Source organism: Synechocystis sp. LKSZ1, assembly GCF_040436315.1.
In the GTDB taxonomy this organism is placed as follows: Bacteria; Cyanobacteriota; Cyanobacteriia; order Cyanobacteriales; family Microcystaceae; genus Synechocystis.
Genome location: NZ_AP031572.1, coordinates 39,325 through 64,169 on the forward strand (window position 1 = coordinate 39,325; position 24,845 = coordinate 64,169).

Genomic DNA, 24,845 nt, shown 5'->3' on the forward strand with positions numbered 1-24,845 from the left:
AAGCAAGCGGTTTGCCTAAAACAGACAGTCTTGCCCCCATCGTCTAGAGGCCTAGGACACCTCCCTTTCACGGAGGCGACAGGGATTCGAATTCCCTTGGGGGTATTCAACGCAACTTCCGGAAATAATCTTTCTGGAGGTTTTGCTATTTTGGGCTGCTTGACCTCGGAACCGACCTGCCCTTTTATCAACTTGCCTGATTCAGTCGAAATCCTTGTCCATGAAAGTCATTAATACCGATAACGCTCCAGCCCCTGTTGGCCCCTATAATCAAGCGATTGCCGCTAACGGCCTCTTGTTTGTCGCAGGACAAATCCCCCTCAATCCTCATACGGGTCAATTGGTCGGCGGAGATATTACAGCCCAAACGGAACAAGTAATGGCTAATTTAGGGGCGATTCTCGCCGCCGCTGGGAGTTCCTGGAGCCAAGTCGTGAAGACCACTGTTTTTTTGAGTGATCTGAACAATTTTGGGGCGATGAATGAAGTCTATGCCCGCTATTTTGAGTCGGCGACTGCACCCGCCAGAGCCTGTGTTGAGGTGGTCCGTCTTCCCAAAGATGTATTGGTGGAAATCGACTGCATTGCTGGGCTTTAGTTTGATGGCGGCTTAATTAGGCCCTGCGAACTCATCTAGGATGCCAAAGCGTCTATCTCCAGAGAAGGTTTAAGCAAGCAGGACGGCCATTTCTTTCATGAAGCTCAGGCATTGCTGGGGTGACATAAACTGGGGCTCAAAGGTTGTTGATTCAGAGTACTTAAGAATTAGATTACGAATCACTTCGTTATTGAGTTCCCCCAACTTGACCGCACGCATCGACCAGGTGCCGAACAAACGATTTTCAATCGAAATACATTCAATTAGGGCCGGAGTGTGGTGGCGATGGTCGCTAGCAATACGATGATAGGTTTTGCTGACTTTTTGGCGATTGCCCTCTAGAATCTGTAGAAACATACCGTCTCCGTAGCAGAGTAGGCCGGTAATCCCATCCACTTGATTATTGGCTTCCGACTTAGCCATGATTTCCTTCAAGTCCTGGTAAGTCAGGTCGTCATTGGCGTAACTGCTATAGATAAGGCGACAGAGTTGCATGGTATGTTACAGCGTGGGTGAGGATAGACTAGTCAGGCAGTCGCGCGCGGGAATCTCCCTTGAAAGCCAAGGTTGGAGAAGGACTAGGAAGGATTCTGAGATTTTAAACTTTGCAGTTTCCGCAACAGCATATCGACTTCGGCCTCTAGGTAGAGGTATTGAACTTGCTGAGCGGCTTGGTAGGGCTGTTTCTTAATATCAGATGATTCGGAACAACGGGATAAAACTTGGGTGCTCATTTACGTTTGGTTTTATTAAAAAATGTTAATTCGAGTGTGAATTATACCAGAGATTGACTTGGTCAATGTGAATTTATGTCAAGTTTTTGCTAAAGTCTGTAACAATTTTATCACTAAGTCCCTCTGGTATTGAGCAATGCCTCCCCTTCGTTCTTTTCTTTCGCACCTCCGGACAGCATTCCTTTTGATGGGCCTAGTGATGGGCCTGGTATCAATATCTGTTGATCCGGTTTTGGCCCTCGGTGGCCCCCAGCCCCCCTTAGACCAGCCGGCCCCGACCTTTTCTCTACCCAGTAGCCAGGAGGAAACGGCAGTGCAGTTAAGGGATTATCGTGGTCAGTGGGTAGTGCTCTACTTCTATCCTCAGGACTTTACGCCAGGATGTACCCTAGAAGCTCAACGGTTTCAGAAAGACTTGCCCCAATACCAGGCCCTGAATACCCAAATTTTAGGCGTTAGTGTTGATGATCTCCAGTCTCACGAGGCCTTTTGTGATGCCGAGGGCCTTAAATTTCCACTGCTAGCCGATACCACTGGGGGAGTTAGCAAGGCCTATGGGTCTTGGTTGAGTGGTAATGCCCTGCGTCATACCTACATCATTGATCCCCAAGGCATTTTACGAGAGCGTTTTTTGGGAGTCCGGCCAGCCATTCATAGCCAAGAGGTGTTGGCCCGGCTCAAGGAATTGCAGGCCCAGGGTTAGGGACTTGATTATCCTTGCAGTAAAAAGTAACCAAGCTGGTGACGGGATTTGAACCTGCGACCGGCTGATTACAAATCAGCTGCTCTACCACTGAGCTACACCAGCATTCCCTATCTAGGGTATCAAAAGTTGAGCGATTGGGAAATGCCCTACAATACTAGCTCGTCCCAAGACTTATCCCCTTCGTGGCCAGAGGACAGGCTGATTACCTCGATACCCCAAAAATTAACGTGAATCGTCAACGAGTTAAAATTTGTGGCCTGCGCCACCCAAGCCAGGCCCAGGCCATTACGGCCTTAGGCTTCCAGACGCTGGGTTTTATTTGTGTCCCCACCTCTCCCCGCTACGTGACCCCGCAACAGATTCGGGACATTATGGCCCTGTTATCCCCAACCATTGCCACCATCGGTGTCTTTGCCAATCAGGCCGCTGAGGAGATTGAGGCTGTGGTAAAAGAAACGGGCCTAACCGGTATTCAACTCCACGGCAATGAAACGCCAGCTTTTTGTCAACAGCTACGACGCCAGTGTCCTGGCCAGGAATTAATCAAGGCCCTGCGGATTCCCCAGGCCTCAGCCTTGGAGCAAGCCTCGGCCTACTACGCCGTTGTGGATAGCCTCCTTCTTGATGCCTACCATCCTGAGCAATTGGGGGGTACGGGTCATACGTTGCCCTGGGCCGATTTGGGAATTTTTCAGCCGCCCATTCCCTGGTTTCTGGCCGGGGGCCTAACCCCAAATAATGTTGCTCTGGCCCTGAGTTACCTCCAACCCGATGGACTCGATCTTTCCAGTGGCGTGGAAGTGGCCCCCGGAGATAAGGACTTAGAGAAGGTTCAGTCCCTGAAGTTGGCCCTGGCACAAGCAGGATGGACTTTGGCCTAATTGAGCTCGGCTAGGCGTTGGCGGAGTTGCTCCCCCTGGCTCAATAGCTCCTTAAGGTTACAAGTTTCCTGTTCCTTGCTGGCGAGCCATTTTAATTGCACGGTATCGGTTTCGGCTTCGGCCTCTCCCAGTACGAGGCAGGCCCTGGCCCGGAGTCGGTCAGCCCGTTTGAATTGTTTACTAAAGGCGCTACCACTCAAGTCCAGCTCCACCGAAAAGCCTTGGTGACGGAGTTGTTGGGCCAACTGGGAGGCCTTGGCTTCAGCTTTTTCGCCCTTGGAGATCAGGTAAAAATCAGGACGGGCTGGGTTACTTGGGCCCAGTTGTTGGAGCAAAATGACCAGACGTTCCAGGCCAATGGCCCAACCCACTGCGCGAGTTTCTGGCCCCCCGAGGGATTGCACCAGGCCATCATACCGGCCCCCGCCACAGACCGTGGCCTGGGCCCCCAGATCATCAGATTGGATTTCAAAGGCCGTGTGGGTGTAATAATCCAGGCCCCGTACCAAGCTGGGGGTGAGTTCGTAGGCAATGTCTAGATCCGTGAGCAACTGCTGGACTTGATCAAAATGCCGACGGGAGTCTTCACCGAGGTAATCGAGAATGCTCGGGGCCGCTTGGACAATTGCTTGAGTTTTTTTGTCCTTACTATCCAAGATGCGTAGGGGATTGCGGTCAAGACGCTCCTGGGAATCAGGATCTAGTTCGGCACGATAGGGGGTGAGATAGGCCACCAGGGCCTCCCGATAGCGCTGACGATCCTCTCCATTGCCGACGGAATTCAAGGCCAAATGCAAATGCTGGAGGCCGAGATTTTTCAGAATATCCGTAGCCAGGGCCATAACTTCTACATCGGCCCGGGGATCTGCACTGCCCAAGACTTCAACCCCAATCTGGTGGAACTGGCGTTGTCGTCCCGCCTGGGGCCGCTCGTAGCGGAACATCGGCCCTTGATACCACAGCCGTTGTACTCCCCCCACAGCATAGAGATTATTTTCAATGTAGGCTCGGACAACACCCGCAGTGCCTTCTGGCCGCAACGTCAGCGAACGATCGCCCCGATCCCTAAAGCTATACATTTCCTTGCCGACGACATCCGTTGCTTCGCCAATGCCACGCTCAAAAAGACTGGTTTGCTCAAAAATAGGAGTACGAATTTCCTGATAACAGGCCCGGTTCAGCACCTGCCGGGCTACCTGCTCAATCCGGTGCCAATAGCTAATTTCGGGGGGAAAAATATCACGGGTACCTCGAATGGCCTGGATCGTGCCCATCTCTGCTCGCGTCCTAACGGTTCAAATTGCCTTAACCACGATAGCGGATTGGGGACTGCTGTTACTAGCCGGTAATCTTCAGGATTACGATAGAAGCGGACAATCTCTCGCTCTGATTAAGGGATACACAACCATGGCCCATTTTGATTGGATTGTACTAGGAGCTGGCATCACAGGGCTTCCCCTAGCTTACGAACTGCAAAAGGTGGGTCAGCGAGTTCTGCTGTTAGACAAGGTTTTGGCCCCGGTCAATGCCACGGCCTATGGCTACGGGGGCGTTCCCTATTGGTCGGGGACAACACCACTCCTGCAACAACTCTGCCGTGAAAGCCGGGCCTTGTTAGGTACCCTGGCGCAGGAACTGGACGGGGCCACAGAATATCGAGAATTAGACCTCCTGCTCTACCTCCAAGCTGGCGATGATCCCCAGGGCCTTGAGCAAAACTTCCGGGCCTGTTTAACGCCACCAACCCTTTTAGACCAGGCCACCGTTCTGGCCCTGGAACCCCAATTGAATCCCGCTATTATTACTGGGGCCTTGACGGTTCCCCATGGCCATATTCACCCGATTAAAACCCTCCAGGCCTATCGCCAGGCCTTTTTGCGACTCGGAGGAGAAATAAAACTCGCAACGGTGCAAAGATTTCTCCACCAGGGCGACACCCTGACTGGTGTTGTGACGTCACGGGCCACCTACGCCGCTCCCAACATTGTCGTCTGTGCTGGGGCCGATAGCCGAGCCTTACTTTCCCGCATTGGGGTTGATCTCCCCCTCTACTTCAGTCAGGCCCTGGTTCTGCAAACTCCCCCTTTGGCCCAGCGCCTAGCTCCTCTGGTCATGCCGGCCCGCTTTGCTCGTCTGGCCCTAGAGGCCCAGGCCAGTTCTCTTGACTGGTCAACCCCGACCGATACTGTGCAAGCAGAAGTCCTAGAAGCCGGGGCCATTCAATTTTTAGATGGCCACTATCTATTAGGGCAAATCAGCCAACTGGTGACCCATCCCGCCTATCAACCTGACCCTATTGCTAGTGAACAACGCCTGCGGGCCGCGATTGCTCAAGTCTTGCCAAACTTAGCCAATGTGCCAGCCCAACTTCACCATTGCCGTGTCGCCTTTGCCTCTCCCAATCCCTTGGTCGGCCAAGTGAAGACTCGACCCGGCCTATATTTGTTTACGGGTTTTAGTAGCCCCTTCTGCTACAGTTTGCCCTTAGCCCGTCACTTTGCCCAAGCCGTCACCACCGGGCACGATGCTATTTTTACGACGCTTAATCAGCAATTACAGGCCCTGGATGCGAAACAGTAGGAATTGGGTGACTTGCTCGGGCCGAAAATTATCATCACTGACTAGGATTAAGCTAGCACTGCCATCGGCAAACCGCGGCCCCCAACTTAGGCCCTCTAGGTTATCCAGTTCGAGACCGAGGGTGGATAAATCCAAGAGCAATTGTTTGCGCAATGGATCTAATTGGGCCCGGCCCCCAGCTAGACTAGCCAGTCGGGACGTATCCGTGGCATTGGCATTCACCACCTGAAACAGCTTGGCCCCAAACCCGGTGAGGCCAAAAGTTCGTTCTAGACTTAGAAAAGTGCCTTCCTGCGGCAGGGCCAATAGGTCACAGAGCCCATTAGTCAGGGTTCCTGCCGGGGCGGGGTCGAGCAGATAGGGATTTTCGGCGATCAGGCCCGGACTGCTGATGCTATTGATGCCGTAGTGGAGCCACCGTAGAGGGGCAGCCCAGCTAGGGGCCTCGGGGTCGAGATCCTGGGCTAGACCATTTTCCGGGGCCGTAAACAGACGAAAGGGATCATCAGCCAGAGTACTAGTGGCGGCAAGGGTTAAGGCCTCAAACCCTAGATTATCGCGAATGCCCTGGCCGGGTTTCAGGGCCAGAAAACGCTGGGGTAGGGGCAAGAGTTGTTGGAGTTGGCCCGTCTGACGGTTAAATTCACCAATGAGGGGCAGGGCCTGGGTGGCACTGACGCCTTCACTGCTAATGAACAAACTGTCACGGGGACTGAGGGCAATACCTTCGGTATCAAGCTGGTTTGGAGGATAGGGTTGGCCCTGGGCATCCCGCAGAACGGTTACCTTTTCAACCTCTACTGCGGTTAAAGCCGGTTGCTGGCCCGATGGTACGATTTTCAGCTTCAGGGTATAAAAACGGGGATGCTGACGGTCATCACTGATGGCATAGAACTGCTCGCGCTGACGGTCGTAGGTCAGGCCCGAGAGGCCCCCAACTTTAAGGCCCTCTTTCGTTTGAGACGGTAGTTGATATTCTCCTAAAAATTCAATAGCCAAGGGCTGAAATAGACGAGCCTGGGCCAAGGCCGGGGGAATCCATCCCCAGAAACTAAGGCATAGGTAACTTGCCAACAGAAGACCAATGCGGAAATGTCCCATGAAAACAGTACTTAATGAGATTAACTTGGAGTCGCCGAAGTTGAGGGCGGTCTCCCCGATGGTAATACTGATGAGGTGACGGGGAACTAGGCTAGCTAAAATCCGCACAATTAAGCCACAGGAGACTATTTTCAGGAAAACTCCAGCCGATAACTTGATTTTTCTTTACAAAGACTCAGATCCCAACGCAAAGGACTATCATCACTAGAAATATCGAGATTACACATTGATAATGTTCCTACGCTCCTTCTCTGTTCTCTCCTTGACGACCCTAGTTGGCCTAGGGACTTGGCCCGGAATGGCCGTAGCTCAGCAATGGTATTTTTGGGTGCAAAATAATACTAATACCGGCATTAAAGAAATCCAGGTCTCCCAAAATAAAAAAACCTGGGGTTATTTCGACATTGGCAAAGGAGTTGCCCCTGGCCAAAAGCTGAAAATCGTGTGGGATGAGTCCACTAACAACGAAGCCTGTGAGCAGTGGATTAAAGCCAAGTTCTACGATGGCTCGGAAAGTGAACCGTCGAAGATCGATTTCTGCAAAGATCTCGATACGCCCGTTGTTTTTGAGTAATTCCATGACCCCTCCCCCCTATACCGATGCGCTCATGGCTCTGATGCACCAGGCCGGTATTGCTGAGCTGGAAAAGCTCAGTACTGTTTCGGGCCTTTCGGGTTGGCAACTGGCCCGGATTCAGTATGGATTGTTGCCGAAGATGCCAGTGGAAGTACTTCTGAAGTTGGGCCAGGCCCTCCAGGTTCCCATCCCAGAGTTAGTCGCCACCCTAAGTGAGGGTTCAACTCTACCTATGGCAACGCCAACGGCCCCGGTCATCTCTCTAGAACCAGAGCTGAAAGCTTTACAGCAGGAATACGAACGACTCCAGGGCCAATTGGCCTGCCAGCAAGCGGCCCTCTACGAGCGTTTCCAACAGGAAGTGCTGGCTATTTTAGAACCCTGGCTATTGCAATGGCCCACTGCCGCCGCTGCCGCCCAACGTAATCCCCAGTGGCCCGCGGTTAAACTCCTGCCCCTTATTCGGCCCTTAGCTAACCTTCTACAACAATGGCAAGTCGAGGCCCTGGCCACAGTGGGGGAAACCGTCGGCTACGATCCCCAGTGGCATCAACTTCTGGATGACGAGGAGGCAGATCTGGAAATCGGAACGCCTGTGGTTGTTCGCTATATTGGCTATCGCCGCGGGACCAACCTGTTACACCGGGCAAAGGTCAGCCGGGCTGATGCCAGTGATGACGAAGCTTAAGAGACCCTAGCGGCTCGCGGTATTCCCCCAAAAAGGCGTTACCATGGGCCTCAATCCCATTCCTAGACCTATTTAGTGAGGATTTTGTTAATTATGGATGTCAAAATTGTAATGGTCGTACTGACGGGCCTGTTTATCGTCTCGGCCCTCTTCTTTGGGACTAAAAACGGTTTTTACGATACCGATAACTACGATGGCAATGGCTCTGCCCACTAAGCTTGGCCTAACGTTTCCCGGCCATGGTTAAACGCCCTGCCTCGGCTTCTCCGGGTTCTTTGCTCTCCTGTTTTCCCTACGCCGTAGGTCATGGGTCAGAAGGGATTTGCCTGTTGCTCCGTCTAGGGCCCTATCGGATTCTTTTGGACTGTGGCCTGGCTGATATTAGCCTCCTCCAGGCCCTGGGCATGGCCCCGGCGGATGCGGTGGTTTGCAGTCATGCCCACGCCGATCATAGTCGCGGCCTAGGGGCCCTCCAGCAGAACTTTCCTCGATTGCCCATCTACACCAGTGAAGTCACGGCTCGACTCCTAGGGGAAGATTCCTACCAACCTTTGGCCTGGCGAACGCCCCAGGCCCTGGCGGAGAATTTGAGTCTAGAACTGATCCCTGCGGGCCATCTTCCCGGTGCAGCCCTCTCTCTGCTGACCTATACGCTGCCCCAACGTACCTACCGCATTCTCTACACCGGTGACTTCTCCCTCTCGAATCTGCAACTGGTGGAGGGCCTTTCCCTAGAAAAACTACGGGGTCTGGCTCCGGATGTGTTGATCATTGAAAGTACCTTGGGGGCCCGTCGCCACCCCCACCGTCGCCAGCAGGAAAAACAGTTAGTCCAATTGATTGACCAGGCCCTCCAGCAGGGCCAGCCCGTTCTAATTCCCGTTTCTCCCCTCGGTCTGGGGCAGGAAATTCTCAAACTACTCCGTTCCCACCACCAATTTACCGGCCGGGACATTGACCTCTGGGCTGGAGAGAGTCTAGGGCCCGTTTGCGATACTTACCAGGCCCTCCTGCCTTTTTTGCCCCTGGCCGTCCAGAACTTTGCCAAACACCAACCCCTCTTTTGGGATGACCGGGTTTATCCCCGCCTGCGGCCCCTGGCCCTGGCCGACACAACCCAGTTTGCTAACCGCCCGACGGTGATCGTGACAGAAGACTGGCGGACAATCCTACAACAAAATCGGGCTCTACCCTGGACGGTTTTGGTCTCCGATGCCCTGACCGGCTTCCAAGAAGTGACCGATGCAGACTTTACCGAATTACTGGCCCTGGCCCCGACCGTCATTCCCTACACCCTGGCCGAGCATAGCGATGGGCGCAATACCACCCAACTCATCCATAACCTCCGCCCCCAGCACATTATTTTTGTGCATGGGTCTCCTCGAGACATCAATAGTTTGACGGGTTTAGAAGAACTTCAAAGTCGCTATCAACTGCATTCCCCCACCGCGGGGGCCTGGTTAGAATTGCCGATTGGGGAACGATTTTGGCAGCCCACACCGCCTTTACCTGTGGTTTATGAGGGAGAAGTGAGTGAGCAGGGCACACTGATCCACTTTAGTTTTGAAGATAGCATCACCCAAGATCCCCGCTGGCCAGGCTTTGCCGATACGGGTTTGATCGAGGCCCGTTGGCAGGGGGAAGAACTGATTCTACGGGGCCTTTCCCAGCGAGAACTGTTAAAGTATCGCAACCAGGAAAAACGCCTCGAAGACCTGGACTGTTGCCAAAATTGTCGTTTTTACCGCCAACAACGCTGTAGTAATCGGGCCTCCCCCCTCGCTGGTTTCCGCGTCAGCCCCGAAGGCTATTGCCCTGTGTTTGAGGCCCTGTAAGCAATTTTCATTGCAAATAACTAATAATACCAGCGGCAATGGCCTCGGCCATGCGTTGACGATAGCTGGGATTAGCTAGTTGGCGACTATCTTGGGCTCCAGTGACAAAGCCCACTTCCACTAGGGTGGCGGGCATGGAGGTTTTTCTGAGCACATAAAAGCGAGCACGCCTTACCCCTCGGTCTTTGATGTTCAAACGGCGAAGAATACTGCGATGAATACTGCGGGCCAGGGGGAGGCCCGTGGAATAGTGGTAGGTTTCCAGGCCATTCACCCCCGGTTGTCCCTGGCCCATGGAATTAGCATGGATGCTCACAAAGATAGTGGCATTCACTGCCTCTGCCTTTTGTACTCGGCCCTGGAGGGAGATAAATTCATCCCGAGAACGGGTCATGACGACCCCAATCCCCTGCCGTTCTAGTTCCCGCGCCACGCCTTGGGAAATGGCTAGGACAATATCTTTTTCTCGAATACTTCCTAGGCCAATCGCTCCAGGGTCATAGCCCCCGTGGCCTGGATCGATAACCACTTTAAACCGTTGCCTCGGTAAGGCCTGGGGCGGCGGTACCGTCACCTCCACGGGATCATTGGGGAGTTGATATTCCGCTGTTGATAATAATTTGGGAAGCTTAGCAGACCACCGATTCGGGGCCAGACCGCGCATCTGCACTTCCCAGGGCCGCAGACTATAGGCGGCTGCCAGTTCCACCACCAGGCGCGTTGTCTGTCCATCCAAGCGGCCTACCCGCACTTCCCGAACATAACTCGTGAGGGGTTTATAGACGGTGGCATCTTGGTATTGAATCCCCGGTAGATCGATGACCAAGCGGGTGGGATTGGCTAAAATCTGGGCCTTGGGCCGAACCTGGCCACTGGTCACAAAATCCAGACGACTATCTTGAACATCAAATTTCCAATAGCTTAGAGACCCGGCCCAGGCCCCGGAAGTCGTCATCCATAAAACAAAAATATTGGAGCCAGCATAAACTAGCCATTTCATTACCATTCTCCTCACCTGAAAACGTACCTGAAAAATCAGGACAATCCATTGTAGGCAGGTTTTTGAGATTCGCCCAGGGCCTTGGTTTTCTTCCAACAGAGAACCATTTATTGATAAAACTTTATGGTCACAATTTGATTTTTCAGGCAACGACCGGGTAGAGCAGACGGCTTAGGTGGCCTGCAAAATAACCGCACATTCAACGTGGGAGGTCTGGGGGAAAAAGTCAGCGCCTTGTACCCAAGTCAGTTGATAGGCCCCGGGGCCACAGAGAATTTTGAGATCCCGGGCCAGGGTCGCCGGTTGACAGCTTTGGTAAACAATGGTCTTGGGCCGCTGGGCCAGCAGGGCCGCTAGCACTGAAGGATGACAGCCCTTGCGGGGGGGATCGAGCCAAACGAGATCCGCTTCCGGCAACCAATGGGCCAGTTGTTCCTCGACATTGCCGACCCCGAAGATAGTGTTGGTAATTTGATTGGCTTCGGCATTGTGTTCCGCTTGCCGCACAGAATTGGGGTTCACTTCAAGACCGATGGCCTGTTTGACTCGTCGGGCCAGGGGTAGGGTAAAGGTTCCCACCCCACAGTAGGCATCTACCAGGGTTTCTTCACCGCTGAGGGCCAAGGCTGGGAGGATCTGCTCTAGCAGTAATTCTGCCGCCTCTGTATTGATTTGGAAGAAGGTATCGGCACCAAGGTCAAAGGTCAAGCCCGCAAAGTGTTCCCGACAGGTGCCTTGTCCTGCAATCACTCGCGTCTCTGGCCCAAAAATCAAGTTATTGGGCTGGGGTTGTAAATTGAGGGCCACCCCCACTAGGTCGGGATAACGCCCTAACCAGACCTCGGCCTGTTCCTTCAGATTGGTTAAGCTGGCCTGGGCACTAATCAAGGTCAACAGAATTTCCCCCGTGCGGCGGCCAATACGAAAGGATAAATGGCGTAATTTGCCTCGTTTTTGGGTCTCATCGTAGATAGACCAGCCCTGAAGCTGAATATCTTCCTTAATCTCCTTCAGCAGGGGATTTAAACGACTATCCTGCACGGGACATTGATTCAAGTTAATCAGACGATGACTCTGGCGACGGTAATAGCCGGCTTGTACCTGACCCGTACTGGAGCGAGCTAGGGGATAGGTAACTTTATTGCGATAACCGAGGGTATGGGGAGAGGCCAACAGGGGTTGAATCGGAAGCGAGATAAACCCCCCAATCCGTTCTAGCGCATCAATAATTTGCTGTTGTTTACTGTCAGCCTGAAAAGCGGGGGTAATATGTTGCCACTGGCAACCACCGCATTTATCCGCCACAATACAAGCAGGTCTGACCCGATGGCTCGATGGTTCCAGGATGGCCTGAATTTGCCCCTGGGCGTAACTCGGCTTCACATGAGTCAAACGCACGGTTAAGCGGTCTCCCGTGACACTATCCGGCACAAAAATCACGCGATTATCCAGACGACCCAGGCCTTCTCCGGTGTGGCTCAGTCCAGTAATGGTTAGCTCAAGGGTCTGGCCAGGTTGCCAGTTGCCGTCGTTGCTATGGTTAATTGCGGTTGTTGTGGCCATTTCCCCTCTTTCCTAGAGCCTATGCCCATCTTAAATTATCCTGTAGGCTATCTCCCGGGCCTGCTTGCTCATTTTTTCCGCCGACCTCCAGATGCCATCCCTCGATTTATGAAATTTCTGCAGAGACTCGCTATTGGGTGGGGGGCCTTACTCCTCCTCACCATACCCCTCGATCGAGCCGAGGGAGTCGAAAAAAGAGTCCGGGTAGGAATTTATCAAAATGAGCCCAAGGTTTTTCTTGATTCGAATCGGCAACCCGCTGGTTTTTGGGTGGATATCCTACAAGAAATTGCCCAACGAGAAAATTGGTCAATTCAGTATATTCCCTGCGAGTGGCACCAGTGTTTATCCGCCATTGAAAATGGGGCTCTCGACCTCATGGTTGATGTTGCTTATTCCTCTGAACGAGACCAGCGTTTTGATTTCAATCGGGAAGTTATTCTCAATAATTGGTCTATCGTCTATGCTCGCCATAGGGTTACCATCAATACGATTCTTGACCTAGATCAGAAAAAAATCGCCATTATCAGAAATAGTATTCAGTACGATGCCCTCTCTCAGAGAGCAAAGGCCTTTTATATCAAGCCTAAATTTATTGAAGTCGAAAGTGCTCAGCAGGTCTTTGAGGCGATGGATAAAAAACAGGCGGATGCTGGGGTTGTCAACCGTTTTTTTGGTGAGCATTTTGCCCATGACTACGATGCTGTGCCGACGAATCTTTTGGTTGAGGCCTCCCAACTTCACTTCATTGCGCCTAGGGCGACCGATCAACCACTTCTCAATGCCATTGATCATCAAATCTCAAAAATGAAGTCGAATCCCGACTCTATTTATTATCAGGCTCAACAACGATGGCTAGAGAATCCTAATCAATTTAGCTGGAAAACAATTAAACAGATTATTGTTGCTCTTTTCAGTCTTGTGTTTGTTCTCTCTATCGTAGGAATTATAATTTGGCATCGTAGTTTAAGCCGAGAAATTAATGCCCGTAAACAAAGTGAAGAGAAGCTTAAGCTGGTGACGGATAACATGCAGGACTTGGTTTGTTTGCATGACGCTGATGGCCGATTAGTTTACATTTCTCCCTCTTGTCAAGCCATTTTAGGATATAGTTCAGAGGAATTAATTGCCCAGGATGCGCCCCAGGTCATTCAACTGCAGGGAGTGAACGTTCCCTCTACAGAGACGGCCCGGGCCCTGCGCTCTCCTCTAGTTTATGCGACCCAAACAAAAGCGGGAGTCTCCATTTGGTTGGAAACCCTGACGAAGGCGATTGTGGATGATCAGGGCCAAATTATTCATTTTCAAAGTACATCACGGGACGTCACTGCCCGAGTCCAGATCGAAGAACAATTAAAATATGATGCCCGCCATGATAGTCTGACGGGCCTGGCCAATCGCTCAGTTTTAATTGAAAGAATTGAATTAGCTATTCACCGACTGAGTCGTCATCCTCAAGCCTGTTTTTCACTACTATTTCTAGATTTAGATAATTTCAAGATCATTAATGATAGCCTCGGGCATTCCCTGGGGGATCTGCTCCTAATGGATATTAGCCAACGCCTCAAACAACTGGTGCGGTCGGTGGATTTAGTGGCCCGCCTAGGGGGAGATGAGTTTGTGATTTTGCTAGAAGATGTAGAGGGAATTGGGGCCGTCGTGGAAGTGGCGGAGCGTCTGCTGACAGAATTAAAACATCCCTTTCAACTCAAGGCCCACAGCATCGTCTGCCACGCCAGCATGGGCATTGTCTTGAGTAATCCCACCTATACTCAGGCCGAGGAACTCCTCCGAGATGCGGATATTGCCATGTATCGCGCCAAGCTCAATGGACGGGCGACCTATGCGATCTTTGACCCTTCTATGCATCACCAGGTTCTGGAACGCCTCCACCTGGAAAGTGATTTACGCCAGGCCTTGAATCGCCATGAATTTACGCTCCAATACCAACCGATTATGACCATTGCCAGCGGCCAACTCCAGGGTTTTGAGGCCCTCATTCGTTGGCAACACCCCCAACGGGGCTGGATTCGTCCCGATCACTTTATTCCCATCGCCGAGGAAATGGGACTGATTATCCCCCTGGGACACTGGATTCTCCAAACGGCCTGTCAACAATTGGCCCAGTGGCAAGCTCTAACGGCCCAGCGGTCTCTCTACGTTGCCGTCAATCTATCCTCTCGCCAGTTTTACGACCCCCAACTTCTAGAAAAACTGGATCAAAGTCTTGCGGAATCCGGAATTTCGGGGAAGAGCTTGGTGCTAGAAATTACCGAAACTATGCTGATCCATAACATTGAGAAGGTGACCCATCTTCTAGACAGCATTCGTACCAAAGGCATTCGCATTAGCATTGACGATTTTGGGACAGGCTACTCCTCCCTCAGTTATCTCTACCGTCTGCCGGTCAATTCCCTAAAAATTGACCGTTCCTTCGTTAATCAAATGCAGGAAGGGCAACGCAACTATGCCATCGTTAAGACAGTGATTACCCTCGGTGACCTCCTGGGCATTAATGTTGTTGCTGAAGGGATTGAAACCCAGGCTCAGCTCCAGGCCCTGCAATCTCTGGGTTGTGAGCTAGGTCAAGGGTATTTGTTATCTAAACCCTTGACAACGGCGGCAGCCCAGGACTTCCTAGTCAATACCGTTCAAAAATTAGCACCAAAGTGAAAATAGCTGTAAACCCCGGCTCCAAAACTAGCGATACAAAGGCTAAGCAAGACGAAGATCGCCTGGGGTTGATTGAGGCCGGCATTGCGAAGCTCAATCCGACCCAGTACGGCGGCGCAAATTAGGACGAGAAATTCAATAAAATAGTTGAACCAGCGCAACATCACGACCAAAATAAAAGACCAGACGACCATGGAAATCATGGACTGGACTTCCGAGCGGGCCCAACTGCCGACAAAAAAAGTCATCAGGGCGATGGGGGCCGTCAAGGCCAGGGAGGTCAACACAATCACCAAGAGCGCCAGGATATGAATAGCCCAGAGGATACTTTGCTGTTCTAGGTCTACATCTAAACTTTTAAACTGAGCGGATAACGGCTCGCTCCAGGCCAAACCGGCCGCGGCAACATGCCAGCCAAAGGCTGTATAAGTCGCCAGCAGTAGAAAAATGGAAATAATCGGTAGATATTTCAGCCATAGCATAGCGCTAGCCTCCCACTTCGTTGACTGCGATTTCCTACGCTAAAACACAAAAAGAAGGAAAATGAAGACCCCTTCAGACCAGTCGCAAGCAGTCAAGGATAGCCCTCATTTTCCCAGCCGCCTGGCCACTGTTTAGGCCATGGACTGAATAATAAAGTCAAAGTAGGGGGCGGCTTCCTCCGCTTCCTCTGCATTCAGCAGGCCGAGGGCCGCTTCCTTCAGACATTGGATCGCATCGACCATGCCAGGGACAGGGACATTTAAGGAGTTATACATTTCCTTGACACCCACCAGGCCAATCTTTTCAATCGGTTCCTTATCACCAGAGAGAATCCCGTAGGTGACGAGGCGCAGGTACCAACCGTAGTCCCGGAGACATTGGTTGTACTGACGTTGACCGTAGGCGTTCCCCCCAGGGGCACGGTAGTCGGGGCGTTTTTTAAAAAGTTGCTTTTGAGCTTGGTCAACAATTTTCTTTTCGTTTTCTGCTAAGGTTTCAGCAATGCGAATCCGTTGTTGACCGGTTTTTAAAAACTCCTGAATACCCCGTAACTCGCCGCTACTGGGGTAACGGAGTTCGTCGTCGGCTTTGAGAATAACTTGACTAACTACGCTCATGATATCAACAAAAATCTCATATCATCCTGTAGTTTAGCCTGAGTTGAGGTCTCTCAGGACAACTCTCCTAGAAATGCCTACAAAACTTCTTTCTTGGGGGTTTTAGTACAATCAAACTTGTATTTGGGCTGCTTAAAAGTAGGAGGGGCAAGGATGACAGGCCCTCTCCCCTAAGCATTAAAGCCGCTCAGGTCAGGCCCTAGGCATTGACCAAGGAGCGGGCAAAGGCTGACTTCAGTAGATCGACTTTGTCGGTTTTTTCCCAGGGTAAATCCAGGTCATCCCGGCCAAAGTGACCATAGGCAGCAACATCCTGGAAGAAGCGTCCGCCCCGTTCTCCCGGTAGGGCCTGGAGATTAAAGGCCTGGATAATTCCCGCTGGCCGCAGTTCAAAGTGATTTTGAACCACCTCTAATAGTTCCGCTTCATTGACCTTGCCGGTACCGAAGGTTTCAATCATCACACTGACGGGCCGGGCTACTCCAATGGCGTAACTGACCTGGACTTCACACTTGGCCGCTAGGCCAGCAGCCACAATATTTTTGGCTACATAACGGGCTGCGTAGGCGGCAGAACGGTCTACTTTCGTTGGGTCTTTACCCGAGAAGGCGCCGCCCCCATGACGGGAATAGCCACCGTAGGTATCGACAATGATTTTGCGCCCTGTTAGACCAGCATCTCCTTGGGGGCCACCAATGACAAATTTGCCGGTAGGATTAACCAAAAATCGTGTTTGTTGATTGGGCTGGATGGTAATGTCGGCAAAGGTCGGCTGAACCACCGCTTCCCAGAGGTCGGCCTTGATTTTGGCCTGCACCGCATCATTGTCGGTAATGGCCCCAATGGTTTCATCGTGTTGGGTAGAGATCAGAATAGTATCAATGCCCACGGGAATACCATCTTCGTAGGTAATGGAAACCTGGGTTTTGCCGTCGGGCCGTAGATAGGCTAGGTCGCCGGTTTTCCGCACCGCCGCTAGCCGCCGAGAAATGCGGTGGGCCAGACTAATGGGCAGGGGCATGTATTCCAGGGTTTCATTGCAGGCAAAGCCAAACATAATCCCCTGGTCGCCGGCCCCAATACGATCGAGTTCATCTTCACTCAGGGCATGGCGTTGTTCTTGCGCCGTGGTTACCCCTTGAGCAATATCGGGGGACTGTTCATCTACTGCCACCAGCACCGCACAGCTATTAGCAGAGAAGCCGTTGTCGGCATTGGTATAGCCAATTTCTGCGATTTTCTTGCGGGCCAATTCCACAAAGTTGATATGGGCCTGGGAAGTAATTTCCCCCGTGATCAAGACCAGGCCGGTGTTGACCACTACCTCGGCCGCCACCCGACTGCGGGGGTCATGGGTGAGAAGGGTATCTAGAATAGTGTCGGAGATTTGGTCACAAATTTTATCGGGGTGACCTTCGGTGACAGATTCTGAGGTAAAGAGATAGCGTCTAGACAATGGTTTGTATTCCTCGCAACAAATTCGGCAGGCAGGCGAAATTAATCCCCCATCATACACTGTTCCTTCTAATTTTTGAGATAGGTGTAGTGGAGGAGGCTCCGTTCATAGTTTTCCAGAAGCAGTTGGGATTCCTCCAGGCTCATGCGGTCGTCCTCCAGAGCCTTTTCGGTGTAGCAACGCATATTTTCGAGGAGATCCTCCGCATCGTATTGGACATAGCTGAGGACTTCAGCAATGGTGTCTCCCTTGACTAAATGCTCGATCTGATAGCCCTTGGGGGTCATCTGGATATGAACCACATTAATGTCACCAAACAGATTATGGAGATTGCCCATGATTTCCTGGTAGGCTCCCATCAAAAACATGCCCAGGTAGTAGGGTTCAAAAACCGGGGGATGGTCACGATTGGCTGCTGGGGGAAGCTGGCGCAGAGGATGGAGTTCCAGCACCGATTTCACATCCCGCAGGTCGATAAAGCGGTCGATCTTGCCGTCGCTGTCGCAGGTAATATCCGCTAAAATGCCCCGTTGGGTGGGTTCTTCATCCAAACGATGAATGGGCATGATCGGAAATAGTTGGTCAATAGCCCAAGAATCGGGGGCCGATTGAAAGACCGACATATTGACGTAGTAGATGGAAGACATGCTCAGCTCCAAATCCTCCAAGTCATCGGGGACGTAGGCCTGTTGCCGACAAATATCAAGAATTTTGCTACAGCAGGCCCAGTAGAGTTGCTCGGCCCGGGCCCGCTCCTTGAGGCCAAGATAACCGAAGTTAAAGAGACTAATGGCCTCTTCCTTAAACTGCACCGCGTCGTGGTAGGCTTCTTGGTAATTTTCGGCGGAGATCATCTCCCAGGTTTCCCAGAGATTACGAATAATCAAATGCTCTTTTTCTGACTGGGGTTCGGGCAACTGCTGGGGAATATCGTTGGTGGCCAAGACATCAAAAATTAAGACTGACTGGTGGGAGGCAATGGCCCGGCCGCTCTCGCTGATCAGGGTGGGACAGGGAACCGTTGCGGCTTCACAGGCCTCTTGCACTGCCGAGATTACATCATTGACGTAGTTTTGAATGTTGTAATTTTTGGAGGCATAAAAATTCGTTTTGGAGCCGTCGTAATCGACCCCCAGGCCGCCTCCCACATCCAGATACTGCATATTAGCCCCCAGTTTGGCCAACTGCACATAGATTTGGCTAGCCTCGGTCATGGCCTCCTTAATCACGGAAATGGAGGAAATTTGCGAGCCGATATGGAAATGGAGCAATTGCAAACAATCCAGCATTTCCACCGCCTTGAGCTGATTCACCACCGCCAGCATTTCGGGAATAGTCAGGCCAAATTTGGCCCGGTCGCCGGTGGAAATACCCCAACGTCCAACCCCCTGGGTACTCAACTTGGCCCGGACTCCCAGGATCGGTTTAATGCCCAGGGCCTGACTGATCTCAATGGCCAGGGTTACTTCGGAAACTTGTTCCACCACAATGATCGGTCGGTGTCCTAAACGCCGGGCCAGCAGGGCCGTTTCGATGTATTCCCGGTCTTTATAGCCATTACAGATCAACAGAGACTGATTAGCCTCCATATCTGGGCTTTCCGCTGGCTCCAGCATGGCTAGGGCAATCATTAATTCCGGTTTGGAACCCGCCTCTAGGCCAAAATAGTAGGGTTTTCCGTAGCGCACCAGGGCCTCGACGATATGGCGGTGCTGGTTACATTTAATGGGATAAACCCCCCGATAGCTGTTGGGATACTTGTAGCGGGCAATGCCTCGGGCAAAGGCGGCATTGATGCGGTTAATGCGGTCGGCCAGAATATCGGAAAAACGCAGGAGCAGGGGCAGGCCAATATTACGTTTCCGCAGACCCTCCACTAGTTCGTAGAGGTCGAGGGAGCCACCATGGTCTCCCTGGGGCGAGACCGTCACATGGCCAGCGGCATTGATGGAAAAGTAGGGGTCTCCCCAACCTTCGATGCGGTATAGATTTTCACTCTCTTCAATGGTCCAGGCCGGGGGGGCTGTCGAAGGGGCGGGGGCCTGGGACGTTGTTTCTAGGGTGGCGGTCATTTCCAATTCCATACGGTATAGTCTCGAAGGCTGGGCGAGAAAGCAAAGGCAAGAGTCCAGGTAGAGGCCTAGACCTTCCCAATTATCAACGATCTTGATTTTTCTGGCGGGGCCAGACTGGTAGACAGGGAAAAACCCCGGAATAGAAACGATTTGCCCTAGCGGGTGGCCTGATTCACCAGAGCCATGACATCATTACGACTTAACTTTTCCTTGCCTAGGGCTAACACATCCAGGGTGCCATAGGCCAGGGTGAGGGGAATGCGACAAAAATTCAAGGCTGGCCCCGCCGGTAGGGACTTCGTGTATTGATCCGCCAAGCTGAGATTATAGCGGGCATAGCGGTGCATATCCTTGACTTCCCAACCCTGGGGAAAGAAGCTCACGCCCCGACGCTGGTCTTCGCGGTGGTTGCGGACAATGTTCACGGCCTGTAGGCCCCGGCCAAAACCAATAGCCTGGGAACGATTGGTTTCAGTGCCATCAAACCAGGCCCAGAGATCAGACAGGAGCAGGCCCACAGCCCCAGCTACACTAAAAGTATATTGGTCTAGATCCGCTTCAGTTTCAATCAACCAGTTCCGTTCCGACCAGTAGGCCATGCGGTCTGCCATGGCCGCCGTGGCATCCCAAATGCGGGGGGCAATACTTTCCGGGGCCAGCAGGGCCCATTCCCCCACTCGTAAACTCACTTCCGGTAGGATGCCCTTATAAGTCGCTAGACCATTGGCAAAGGCTTCTGGAGTCGACTTTTCCCCCATCCCCTGGAGATTGAGACTAATTTGCCGTAAAATCCGTGCTTTGGTGACAGTATCGAGGTCAGGGTGGTCTTCCACTTCATCAATAGCCCGCATACAGAGGTAGGCCGAAGCCACCGCTTCCAGTAAACCCGCCGGCAGGATACTGATGGGAATATAGAATGTCCGGCTAGTTTCTTTCAAAACTGCGAGGGCATGATGGCGCAAATTCATTCACTTAACTCCTGACACCAAATTTAAGCATTAGCATACACTCATCTCAAAGAGAGATCCGAATCTATCCCCGGAAGTTCCAGCAACGCTCAAAATTTTGCTGAATTGTATCAAGGGAAACTCTACAATAGGTCAAATCCCTAGGCTGAGATGAATCATGACTATTTTACCTCCCTGGATTGTACTCGACCCACTTTTACAGCAGTGGCTGGTGGAGGATATTGGCCGGGGAGACCGTTCGACCCAAGGGTTAGAACTGACCCAGTCTGGCCAGGCTTATTGGATGGCCAAGGAAGGGGGCATTGTGGCAGGCTTGACCGTAGCGGCGCGGGTCTTTCAGTTGTTGGATAGTCAAGTCGTTTACACGCCCCTGGTGGCGGAAGGAGAACGGGTGGAACAGGGCCAACGGATTGCAGAAATGAGGGGCCCGTTAACCAGTCTGTTAATGGGGGAACGGGTGGCCCTCAATCTGGCCATGCGTTTGAGTGGCATCGCCACGGCTACCCGTCGTTATCTGGACGTGATCGCCGATCTCCCGACCAAGTTAGTGGATACCCGTAAAACCACGCCCGGTCTGAGGTTATTAGAAAAATACGCTACCCAGATCGGCGGGGCCATAAATCATCGTATGGGCCTTGATGATTCGGTGATGGTCAAGGACAACCATATTGTGGCGGCGGGGGGCATTGCCGAGGCGGTGAAACGTATCCGCAAATCCATTCCCTATCCCCTCACCATTGAGGTAGAAACCAGCAGTTTTCAGGAAATTCAAGCGGCCATCACCGCCAAGGCCGACATCATCATGTTAGATAACATGACCCTGGAGGAAATGACCCAGGCCGTTCAATTTATCCGTCGCCAAAATCCTGACATTCGTATTGAGGCCTCCGGCAACATTACCTTCGATAACCTACGCCTGGTGGCTAAAACTGGCGTGGACTACATTTCCAGTAGCGCCCCCATTACCCGCTCCCCCTGGCTGGACTTGAGTATGAAGCTTATTTTCTAGGACAGGGCCATGGAACGAGAAACACTATCGGCCCTAGTAACGGATTTGTTAGCCCAAGGCGGACTGGTGGGGGCCGATCCCTTAGCTTTTCAAACCCGCATCGACCACTATGGCCAACGCCTGAAAGCGGGTCAGCAAGTCCTTCTGGCGGAAGCCGATCCCCTCAATTTCCTGGCAGGTTTTCTAGCGGCCCGCCAGGCCCCGGTCTCTCTTTTTCTGGGGAATCCCGCCTGGCAACAGCAGGAATGGCAGGCCCTAACCTCCGTACTCCGGCCCGATGTCATTTTCGGAAACGTTCCTCCCCTAACTTGGCAAGGGCTAATCCCCAACCCCTCCCCAAGCTGGATCGGTATTCCCACCGGCGGTTCCTCCGGCCGTCTTCGTTTTGCCTGTCATACCGGGCAGACGCTACAGGCCGCTGTCGAGGCTTTCCAGGCCTATTTTTCAGTGAATCGTGTGCATAGCCTCTGCTGTCTTCCCCTTTACCATGTCAGCGGTTTGATGCAATTTCTGCGCTCATTGCTCACAGGGGGCCAGTTTTATTACCTGAATTATGCCCAGCTCAAACAAGGGCCCCCGACGGGAGACTTCCACGGTTGGTTTATTTCCCTCGTGCCGACTCAACTCCAATATCTTTTAAGCCATCATCCCCACTGGTTGCAACCATTTCAAGCCGTTCTCCTGGGGGGAGGGCCAGCTTGGCCCAGCCTCCTCACGGCGGCCCGTCAGGCTCAGATTAACCTTGCCCCGACCTACGGCATGACGGAAACAGCGGCCCAGATCGCAACCCTGAAGCCCAAAGCCTTCGCCCAAGGCCAGGAGGGAGTCGGCAGGATTTTACCCCACGCCCAGGTGGCGATTGTGGATGACCAGGGCCAGGCCTGCGAACCAGGCCAAGTCGGCTCCTTGCAAATCCAGGCCCAGTCCTTGTTCCATGGCTACTATCCGCCCCGGGAACGACCGACGGTGTTTAACCCTGGTGACCTCGGTTACTTTGACCCCCAGGGGCAACTCCATATTCTCGGTCGCCAGGGCCGGTGTCTGATTACGGGGGGAGAAAAGGTCTTTCCCCAGGAAATCGAAGCGCTTCTCTTATCCTCGGGTAAGGTAAAGGATGTAGTGGTGTTGGGTTGGCCCGATGCCCATTGGGGCGAACAAGTGATTGCTGTTTATTCTCCAGGTTCAGCAACCGTCACCCCCACCGAACTCCGTCGTTATCTCAAACCTCTACTCAGTGCCCATAAATGTCCGAAGCAGTGGTTGGCGATGCCAGAAATCCCCCGCTCTCCGGCAGGTAAACTCAATTATTCTGTGCTCCAGGCCTGGGTGGCTAAGCAGTTGGCCCAAGCCTAAAACAGTGTGTAAATGAAAGGAGCAATGACGGAACCCTGGGTAAAGATAATTAAGGCCCCGAGCAGAATCATGGTTAGGATCAACGGCAAGAGCCAATATTTTTGTCTTTCCCGTAAAAAGCCCCAGATATCTCGCAAAAGTTCTAGAAAATTATCCATGGCGCCAAAACGTCGTTAACTCCTCACTCAGCTTCTGATCACGATTGGTAATTGAATGGGGGTGGAGAGACTTGAACTCTCACGAGCTTATAAGGCCCAACGGATTTTAAGTCCGCAGCGTCTACCATTCCGCCACACCCCCGTTGAAAAAGATATTTTTATCGACAGCCACTTATACTAACACATTTTTATCGGAAATTCAGAAAATATTTGGGGACTCAGGTCAACAAGCTTTGCAGACCAGGGTAGTTGAAACAGAGACGATTATTTTCGTTCTGCCAGACCAAACCCTGTTTGCGGAGACGGGCCAAGAGACGAGTCACTGTCACCCGAGTTGAGCCGACCGCCTGGCCGAGTTGGGCGTGGGTCAGGGGATAGGGCAAATAGTAGTCCTGTCCGGGCGTTTCCCCCATGCTTTTGCCCCAGAGGATCAGAAAATTGAGCAGTCGATGGAAAGTCGATTTTTGGCCGAGAATGCCCATCCAAAGCAGTTGCTGACGATGCTGGGCCTTGAATTGCTCTAGGATCTGTTGGTAGAGAGCCTGCCATTGCTGGAGTTCGTTCCAGTAAAGCCAAAGAACCGCTGTGCCATCCACGTGGGCCTGGGCTGAAATCACAAAATGGGGATGGGAGACAATTTCAAAGGGTTGACCAATACCCAGCAGTCCAACCAAGGCTTCGGCCGGAGGGTGGGGCGGTAGGGCGGAAGGAAAGGTGGTCTGACTAACGAGGCGAACAACCCCGTGATGGACTAGATAGAGCGGGCCAGGCCGGGTCGGGATCAGGGCTTCCTTAGCAAAAATACGGTCTCGATAATGGTCTTTACCCCATTGCACCAAATCCAGCCACAGGGGAGAAATGGGGAGGTCAATAAAAGTCATGGTTTAGGGGGTCGTTACGTGGAAATTAGTCAAGTATCTAGGGGAAAACCATTCCCTTGCATTGAACCGTTATGGCCGATTTTATCCTTAAAATTTTGCCTGCAAACACAATTACAACAGGCCCTCACCTCTACTTATCCAACCCTTAATCTGGCGCCCCAGGCCATTCCCCTCTCCCCCAAAATCACCCCCTTTCACGTCAGCTACCGCTGTGCCCTGGCCTTTAAACTGGCTTCCCATTGCCGTCAATCCCCGGCCCAAATTTTGACTACCCTCCAGCCTTGGCTTCCTCAACAGTGTTCCTTCCCCAACGCAGTTAATCTTCCTCTCCAGCTTGAGACGACAGGGTCAGGCTGGTTCACCCTAACCTTGGCCTATGGCGACCTGGAACCCTGGCGGCAGGCCTGGATGCCCCAACTTGCTCAACAACGCCAGGCCCTACCCCCAAAGAAAGGGATAACGGCACCAACACCCTGGAGTGCCTACCAATACACCCACGCCCGCCTTTGTTATTGGTTAACATTGCTGGAATCCCAGGACTGGTCCCTACCTGACCCATCTCTCCGTCTTTCTCCCTGGCCTGCTTCGATGCAGGCATTATTGGGCCAAATATTAGCGCTGATCGATGAGTTAGCTGATCAGGGCGGTCTGTCCCATCCTCGTCTAGATAACCTCTGTGCCCTGGCCTTAGCGGTTATTGCCGACTATCCCCTGACCTACTTCCAGGCTGAACCGAATCTCCAAGGGGCCATTATGGGCCTGCTGAATCTGGCCCAATATCTCCTTGCATACAGCTTAAATCGGCAAGGAGCCTACGACGTCCCGACAGAACTGTAGAGCGACATCCGCTTGAAAAACTGTCTCTCACCAAGGGTTTGGAAGGCCTCTGCTAGGATAGAACTGAAGCAA

General features: G+C 52.4%; 25 protein-coding genes and 3 tRNA genes. 13 read left to right on the forward strand and 15 right to left on the reverse strand.

Features of this window, described 5'->3' with window-relative positions; genetic code table 11:
• The first annotated feature begins 32 nt into the window (after positions 1 to 32).
• Positions 33 to 105 (forward strand) — tRNA-Glu (locus ABXS88_RS00195).
• 109 nt (positions 106 to 214) lie between these two features.
• Entirely contained in the window at positions 215 to 598 is a 384-nt protein-coding gene (locus ABXS88_RS00200; RefSeq protein WP_353673206.1) for a RidA family protein, read from the forward strand.
• A 69-nt stretch (positions 599 to 667) separates the two neighbouring features.
• On the opposite strand, the gene ABXS88_RS00205 is transcribed toward ABXS88_RS00200, so the two are convergent.
• Positions 668 to 1,093, reverse strand: coding sequence for a BLUF domain-containing protein (locus ABXS88_RS00205; protein ID WP_353673207.1), 426 nt, complete (start codon positions 1,091 to 1,093; stop codon positions 668 to 670).
• 83 nt (positions 1,094 to 1,176) lie between these two features.
• Positions 1,177 to 1,332, reverse strand: a complete 156-nt coding sequence (locus ABXS88_RS00210; RefSeq protein WP_353673208.1) for a hypothetical protein — start codon at positions 1,330 to 1,332, stop codon at positions 1,177 to 1,179.
• Positions 1,333 to 1,468: 136 nt separating this feature from the next.
• Between ABXS88_RS00210 and ABXS88_RS00215 the strand changes: the two genes are divergently transcribed.
• Positions 1,469 to 2,035, forward strand: a complete 567-nt coding sequence (locus tag ABXS88_RS00215; RefSeq protein WP_353673209.1) for a peroxiredoxin — start codon at positions 1,469 to 1,471, stop codon at positions 2,033 to 2,035.
• A gap of 33 nt (positions 2,036 to 2,068) precedes the next feature.
• On the opposite strand, the gene ABXS88_RS00220 is transcribed toward ABXS88_RS00215, so the two are convergent.
• A tRNA-Thr gene (locus ABXS88_RS00220) sits at positions 2,069 to 2,140 on the reverse strand.
• Between the two features lie 125 nt (positions 2,141 to 2,265).
• Here ABXS88_RS00220 and ABXS88_RS00225 point away from each other — a divergent pair.
• Positions 2,266 to 2,919: a phosphoribosylanthranilate isomerase gene (locus tag ABXS88_RS00225; protein ID WP_353674843.1), complete on the forward strand. Its 654-nt coding sequence runs from the start codon at positions 2,266 to 2,268 to the stop codon at positions 2,917 to 2,919.
• Here ABXS88_RS00225 and hisS read toward each other — a convergent pair.
• Positions 2,916 to 4,193 carry a histidine--tRNA ligase gene (gene hisS, locus ABXS88_RS00230; protein ID WP_353673210.1) on the reverse strand — a complete coding sequence of 426 codons (1,278 nt, stop codon included), beginning with the start codon at positions 4,191 to 4,193 and terminating at the stop codon, positions 2,916 to 2,918. The genes ABXS88_RS00225 and hisS overlap by 4 nt on opposite strands.
• Here hisS and ABXS88_RS00235 point away from each other — a divergent pair.
• Positions 4,174 to 5,499, forward strand: coding sequence for an FAD-binding oxidoreductase (locus ABXS88_RS00235; protein ID WP_353673211.1), 1,326 nt, complete (start codon positions 4,174 to 4,176; stop codon positions 5,497 to 5,499). The genes hisS and ABXS88_RS00235 overlap by 20 nt on opposite strands.
• Here the strand turns inward: ABXS88_RS00235 and ABXS88_RS00240 are convergent.
• Positions 5,473 to 6,708, reverse strand: a complete 1,236-nt coding sequence (locus ABXS88_RS00240; RefSeq protein ID WP_353673212.1) for an esterase-like activity of phytase family protein — start codon at positions 6,706 to 6,708, stop codon at positions 5,473 to 5,475. The two genes, ABXS88_RS00235 and ABXS88_RS00240, sit on opposite strands and share 27 nt — an antisense overlap.
• 124 nt (positions 6,709 to 6,832) lie before the next feature.
• On the opposite strand from ABXS88_RS00240, the gene ABXS88_RS00245 reads away from it, so the two are divergent.
• From ABXS88_RS00245 to ABXS88_RS00260, 4 genes are all read left to right on the forward strand, one after another.
• Positions 6,833 to 7,174, forward strand: coding sequence for a hypothetical protein (locus ABXS88_RS00245; protein ID WP_353673213.1), 342 nt, complete (start codon positions 6,833 to 6,835; stop codon positions 7,172 to 7,174).
• A gap of 4 nt (positions 7,175 to 7,178) precedes the next feature.
• Positions 7,179 to 7,865, forward strand: coding sequence for a hypothetical protein (locus tag ABXS88_RS00250; RefSeq protein ID WP_353673214.1), 687 nt, complete (start codon positions 7,179 to 7,181; stop codon positions 7,863 to 7,865).
• A 93-nt stretch (positions 7,866 to 7,958) separates the two neighbouring features.
• A complete protein-coding gene (locus ABXS88_RS00255) occupies positions 7,959 to 8,081 on the forward strand; it encodes a hypothetical protein (protein ID WP_353673215.1) in 123 nt (40 codons plus the stop codon).
• Between the two features lie 23 nt (positions 8,082 to 8,104).
• A complete protein-coding gene (locus ABXS88_RS00260; protein ID WP_353673216.1) occupies positions 8,105 to 9,700 on the forward strand; it encodes an MBL fold metallo-hydrolase in 1,596 nt (531 codons plus the stop codon).
• A 7-nt stretch (positions 9,701 to 9,707) separates the two neighbouring features.
• On the opposite strand, the gene ABXS88_RS00265 is transcribed toward ABXS88_RS00260, so the two are convergent.
• Positions 9,708 to 10,700, reverse strand: a complete 993-nt coding sequence (locus ABXS88_RS00265) for an N-acetylmuramoyl-L-alanine amidase (protein WP_353673217.1) — start codon at positions 10,698 to 10,700, stop codon at positions 9,708 to 9,710.
• Positions 10,701 to 10,871: 171 nt separating this feature from the next.
• Complete coding sequence (gene rlmD, locus ABXS88_RS00270) at positions 10,872 to 12,263, reverse strand: 23S rRNA (uracil(1939)-C(5))-methyltransferase RlmD (protein WP_353673218.1); 1,392 nt, start codon at positions 12,261 to 12,263, stop codon at positions 10,872 to 10,874.
• Between the two features lie 108 nt (positions 12,264 to 12,371).
• On the opposite strand from rlmD, the gene ABXS88_RS00275 reads away from it, so the two are divergent.
• Positions 12,372 to 14,936, forward strand: a complete 2,565-nt coding sequence (locus ABXS88_RS00275; protein WP_353673219.1) for an EAL domain-containing protein — start codon at positions 12,372 to 12,374, stop codon at positions 14,934 to 14,936.
• Here ABXS88_RS00275 and ABXS88_RS00280 read toward each other — a convergent pair.
• The 5 genes from ABXS88_RS00280 to ABXS88_RS00300 all read right to left on the reverse strand — a co-directional run bounded on the left by ABXS88_RS00280 (position 14,915) and on the right by ABXS88_RS00300 (position 20,535).
• Positions 14,915 to 15,418: a hypothetical protein gene (locus ABXS88_RS00280; RefSeq protein ID WP_353673220.1), complete on the reverse strand. Its 504-nt coding sequence runs from the start codon at positions 15,416 to 15,418 to the stop codon at positions 14,915 to 14,917. The genes ABXS88_RS00275 and ABXS88_RS00280 overlap by 22 nt on opposite strands.
• Positions 15,419 to 15,550: 132 nt before the next feature.
• Positions 15,551 to 16,036, reverse strand: a complete 486-nt coding sequence (apcD, locus tag ABXS88_RS00285; RefSeq protein ID WP_353673221.1) for an allophycocyanin subunit alpha-B — start codon at positions 16,034 to 16,036, stop codon at positions 15,551 to 15,553.
• Positions 16,037 to 16,235: 199 nt separating this feature from the next.
• Positions 16,236 to 17,492 carry a methionine adenosyltransferase gene (metK, locus tag ABXS88_RS00290; RefSeq protein ID WP_353673222.1) on the reverse strand — a complete coding sequence of 419 codons (1,257 nt, stop codon included), beginning with the start codon at positions 17,490 to 17,492 and terminating at the stop codon, positions 16,236 to 16,238.
• A 68-nt stretch (positions 17,493 to 17,560) separates the two neighbouring features.
• Positions 17,561 to 19,564, reverse strand: a complete 2,004-nt coding sequence (speA, locus tag ABXS88_RS00295) for a biosynthetic arginine decarboxylase (RefSeq protein WP_353673223.1) — start codon at positions 19,562 to 19,564, stop codon at positions 17,561 to 17,563.
• Between the two features lie 158 nt (positions 19,565 to 19,722).
• The gene (locus tag ABXS88_RS00300) at positions 19,723 to 20,535 is read right to left on the reverse strand and encodes a phytoene/squalene synthase family protein (RefSeq protein WP_353673224.1); all 813 of its coding nucleotides are present in this window, start codon (positions 20,533 to 20,535) and stop codon (positions 19,723 to 19,725) included.
• A gap of 157 nt (positions 20,536 to 20,692) precedes the next feature.
• Here ABXS88_RS00300 and nadC point away from each other — a divergent pair, with 157 nt between their 5' ends.
• Together nadC and ABXS88_RS00310 are read left to right on the forward strand one after the other, a co-directional pair.
• Complete coding sequence (gene nadC, locus ABXS88_RS00305) at positions 20,693 to 21,544, forward strand: carboxylating nicotinate-nucleotide diphosphorylase (protein WP_353673225.1); 852 nt, start codon at positions 20,693 to 20,695, stop codon at positions 21,542 to 21,544.
• A 9-nt stretch (positions 21,545 to 21,553) separates the two neighbouring features.
• Positions 21,554 to 22,897, forward strand: coding sequence for an AMP-binding protein (locus ABXS88_RS00310; RefSeq protein ID WP_353673226.1), 1,344 nt, complete (start codon positions 21,554 to 21,556; stop codon positions 22,895 to 22,897).
• Here ABXS88_RS00310 and ABXS88_RS00315 read toward each other — a convergent pair.
• The 3 genes from ABXS88_RS00315 to ABXS88_RS00325 all read right to left on the reverse strand — a co-directional run bounded on the left by ABXS88_RS00315 (position 22,894) and on the right by ABXS88_RS00325 (position 23,936).
• A complete protein-coding gene (locus ABXS88_RS00315; RefSeq protein ID WP_353673227.1) occupies positions 22,894 to 23,055 on the reverse strand; it encodes a DUF5989 family protein in 162 nt (53 codons plus the stop codon). The genes ABXS88_RS00310 and ABXS88_RS00315 overlap by 4 nt on opposite strands.
• Positions 23,056 to 23,111: 56 nt before the next feature.
• Positions 23,112 to 23,197 (reverse strand) — tRNA-Leu (locus tag ABXS88_RS00320).
• A 76-nt stretch (positions 23,198 to 23,273) separates the two neighbouring features.
• Positions 23,274 to 23,936 (reverse strand): Crp/Fnr family transcriptional regulator, encoded by a 663-nt coding sequence (locus tag ABXS88_RS00325; protein WP_353673228.1) that lies wholly within the window; start codon positions 23,934 to 23,936, stop codon positions 23,274 to 23,276.
• A gap of 18 nt (positions 23,937 to 23,954) precedes the next feature.
• Here ABXS88_RS00325 and ABXS88_RS00330 point away from each other — a divergent pair, with 18 nt between their 5' ends.
• A complete protein-coding gene (locus ABXS88_RS00330) occupies positions 23,955 to 24,773 on the forward strand; it encodes a hypothetical protein (protein WP_353673229.1) in 819 nt (272 codons plus the stop codon).
• Positions 24,774 to 24,845: the final 72 nt, after the last annotated feature.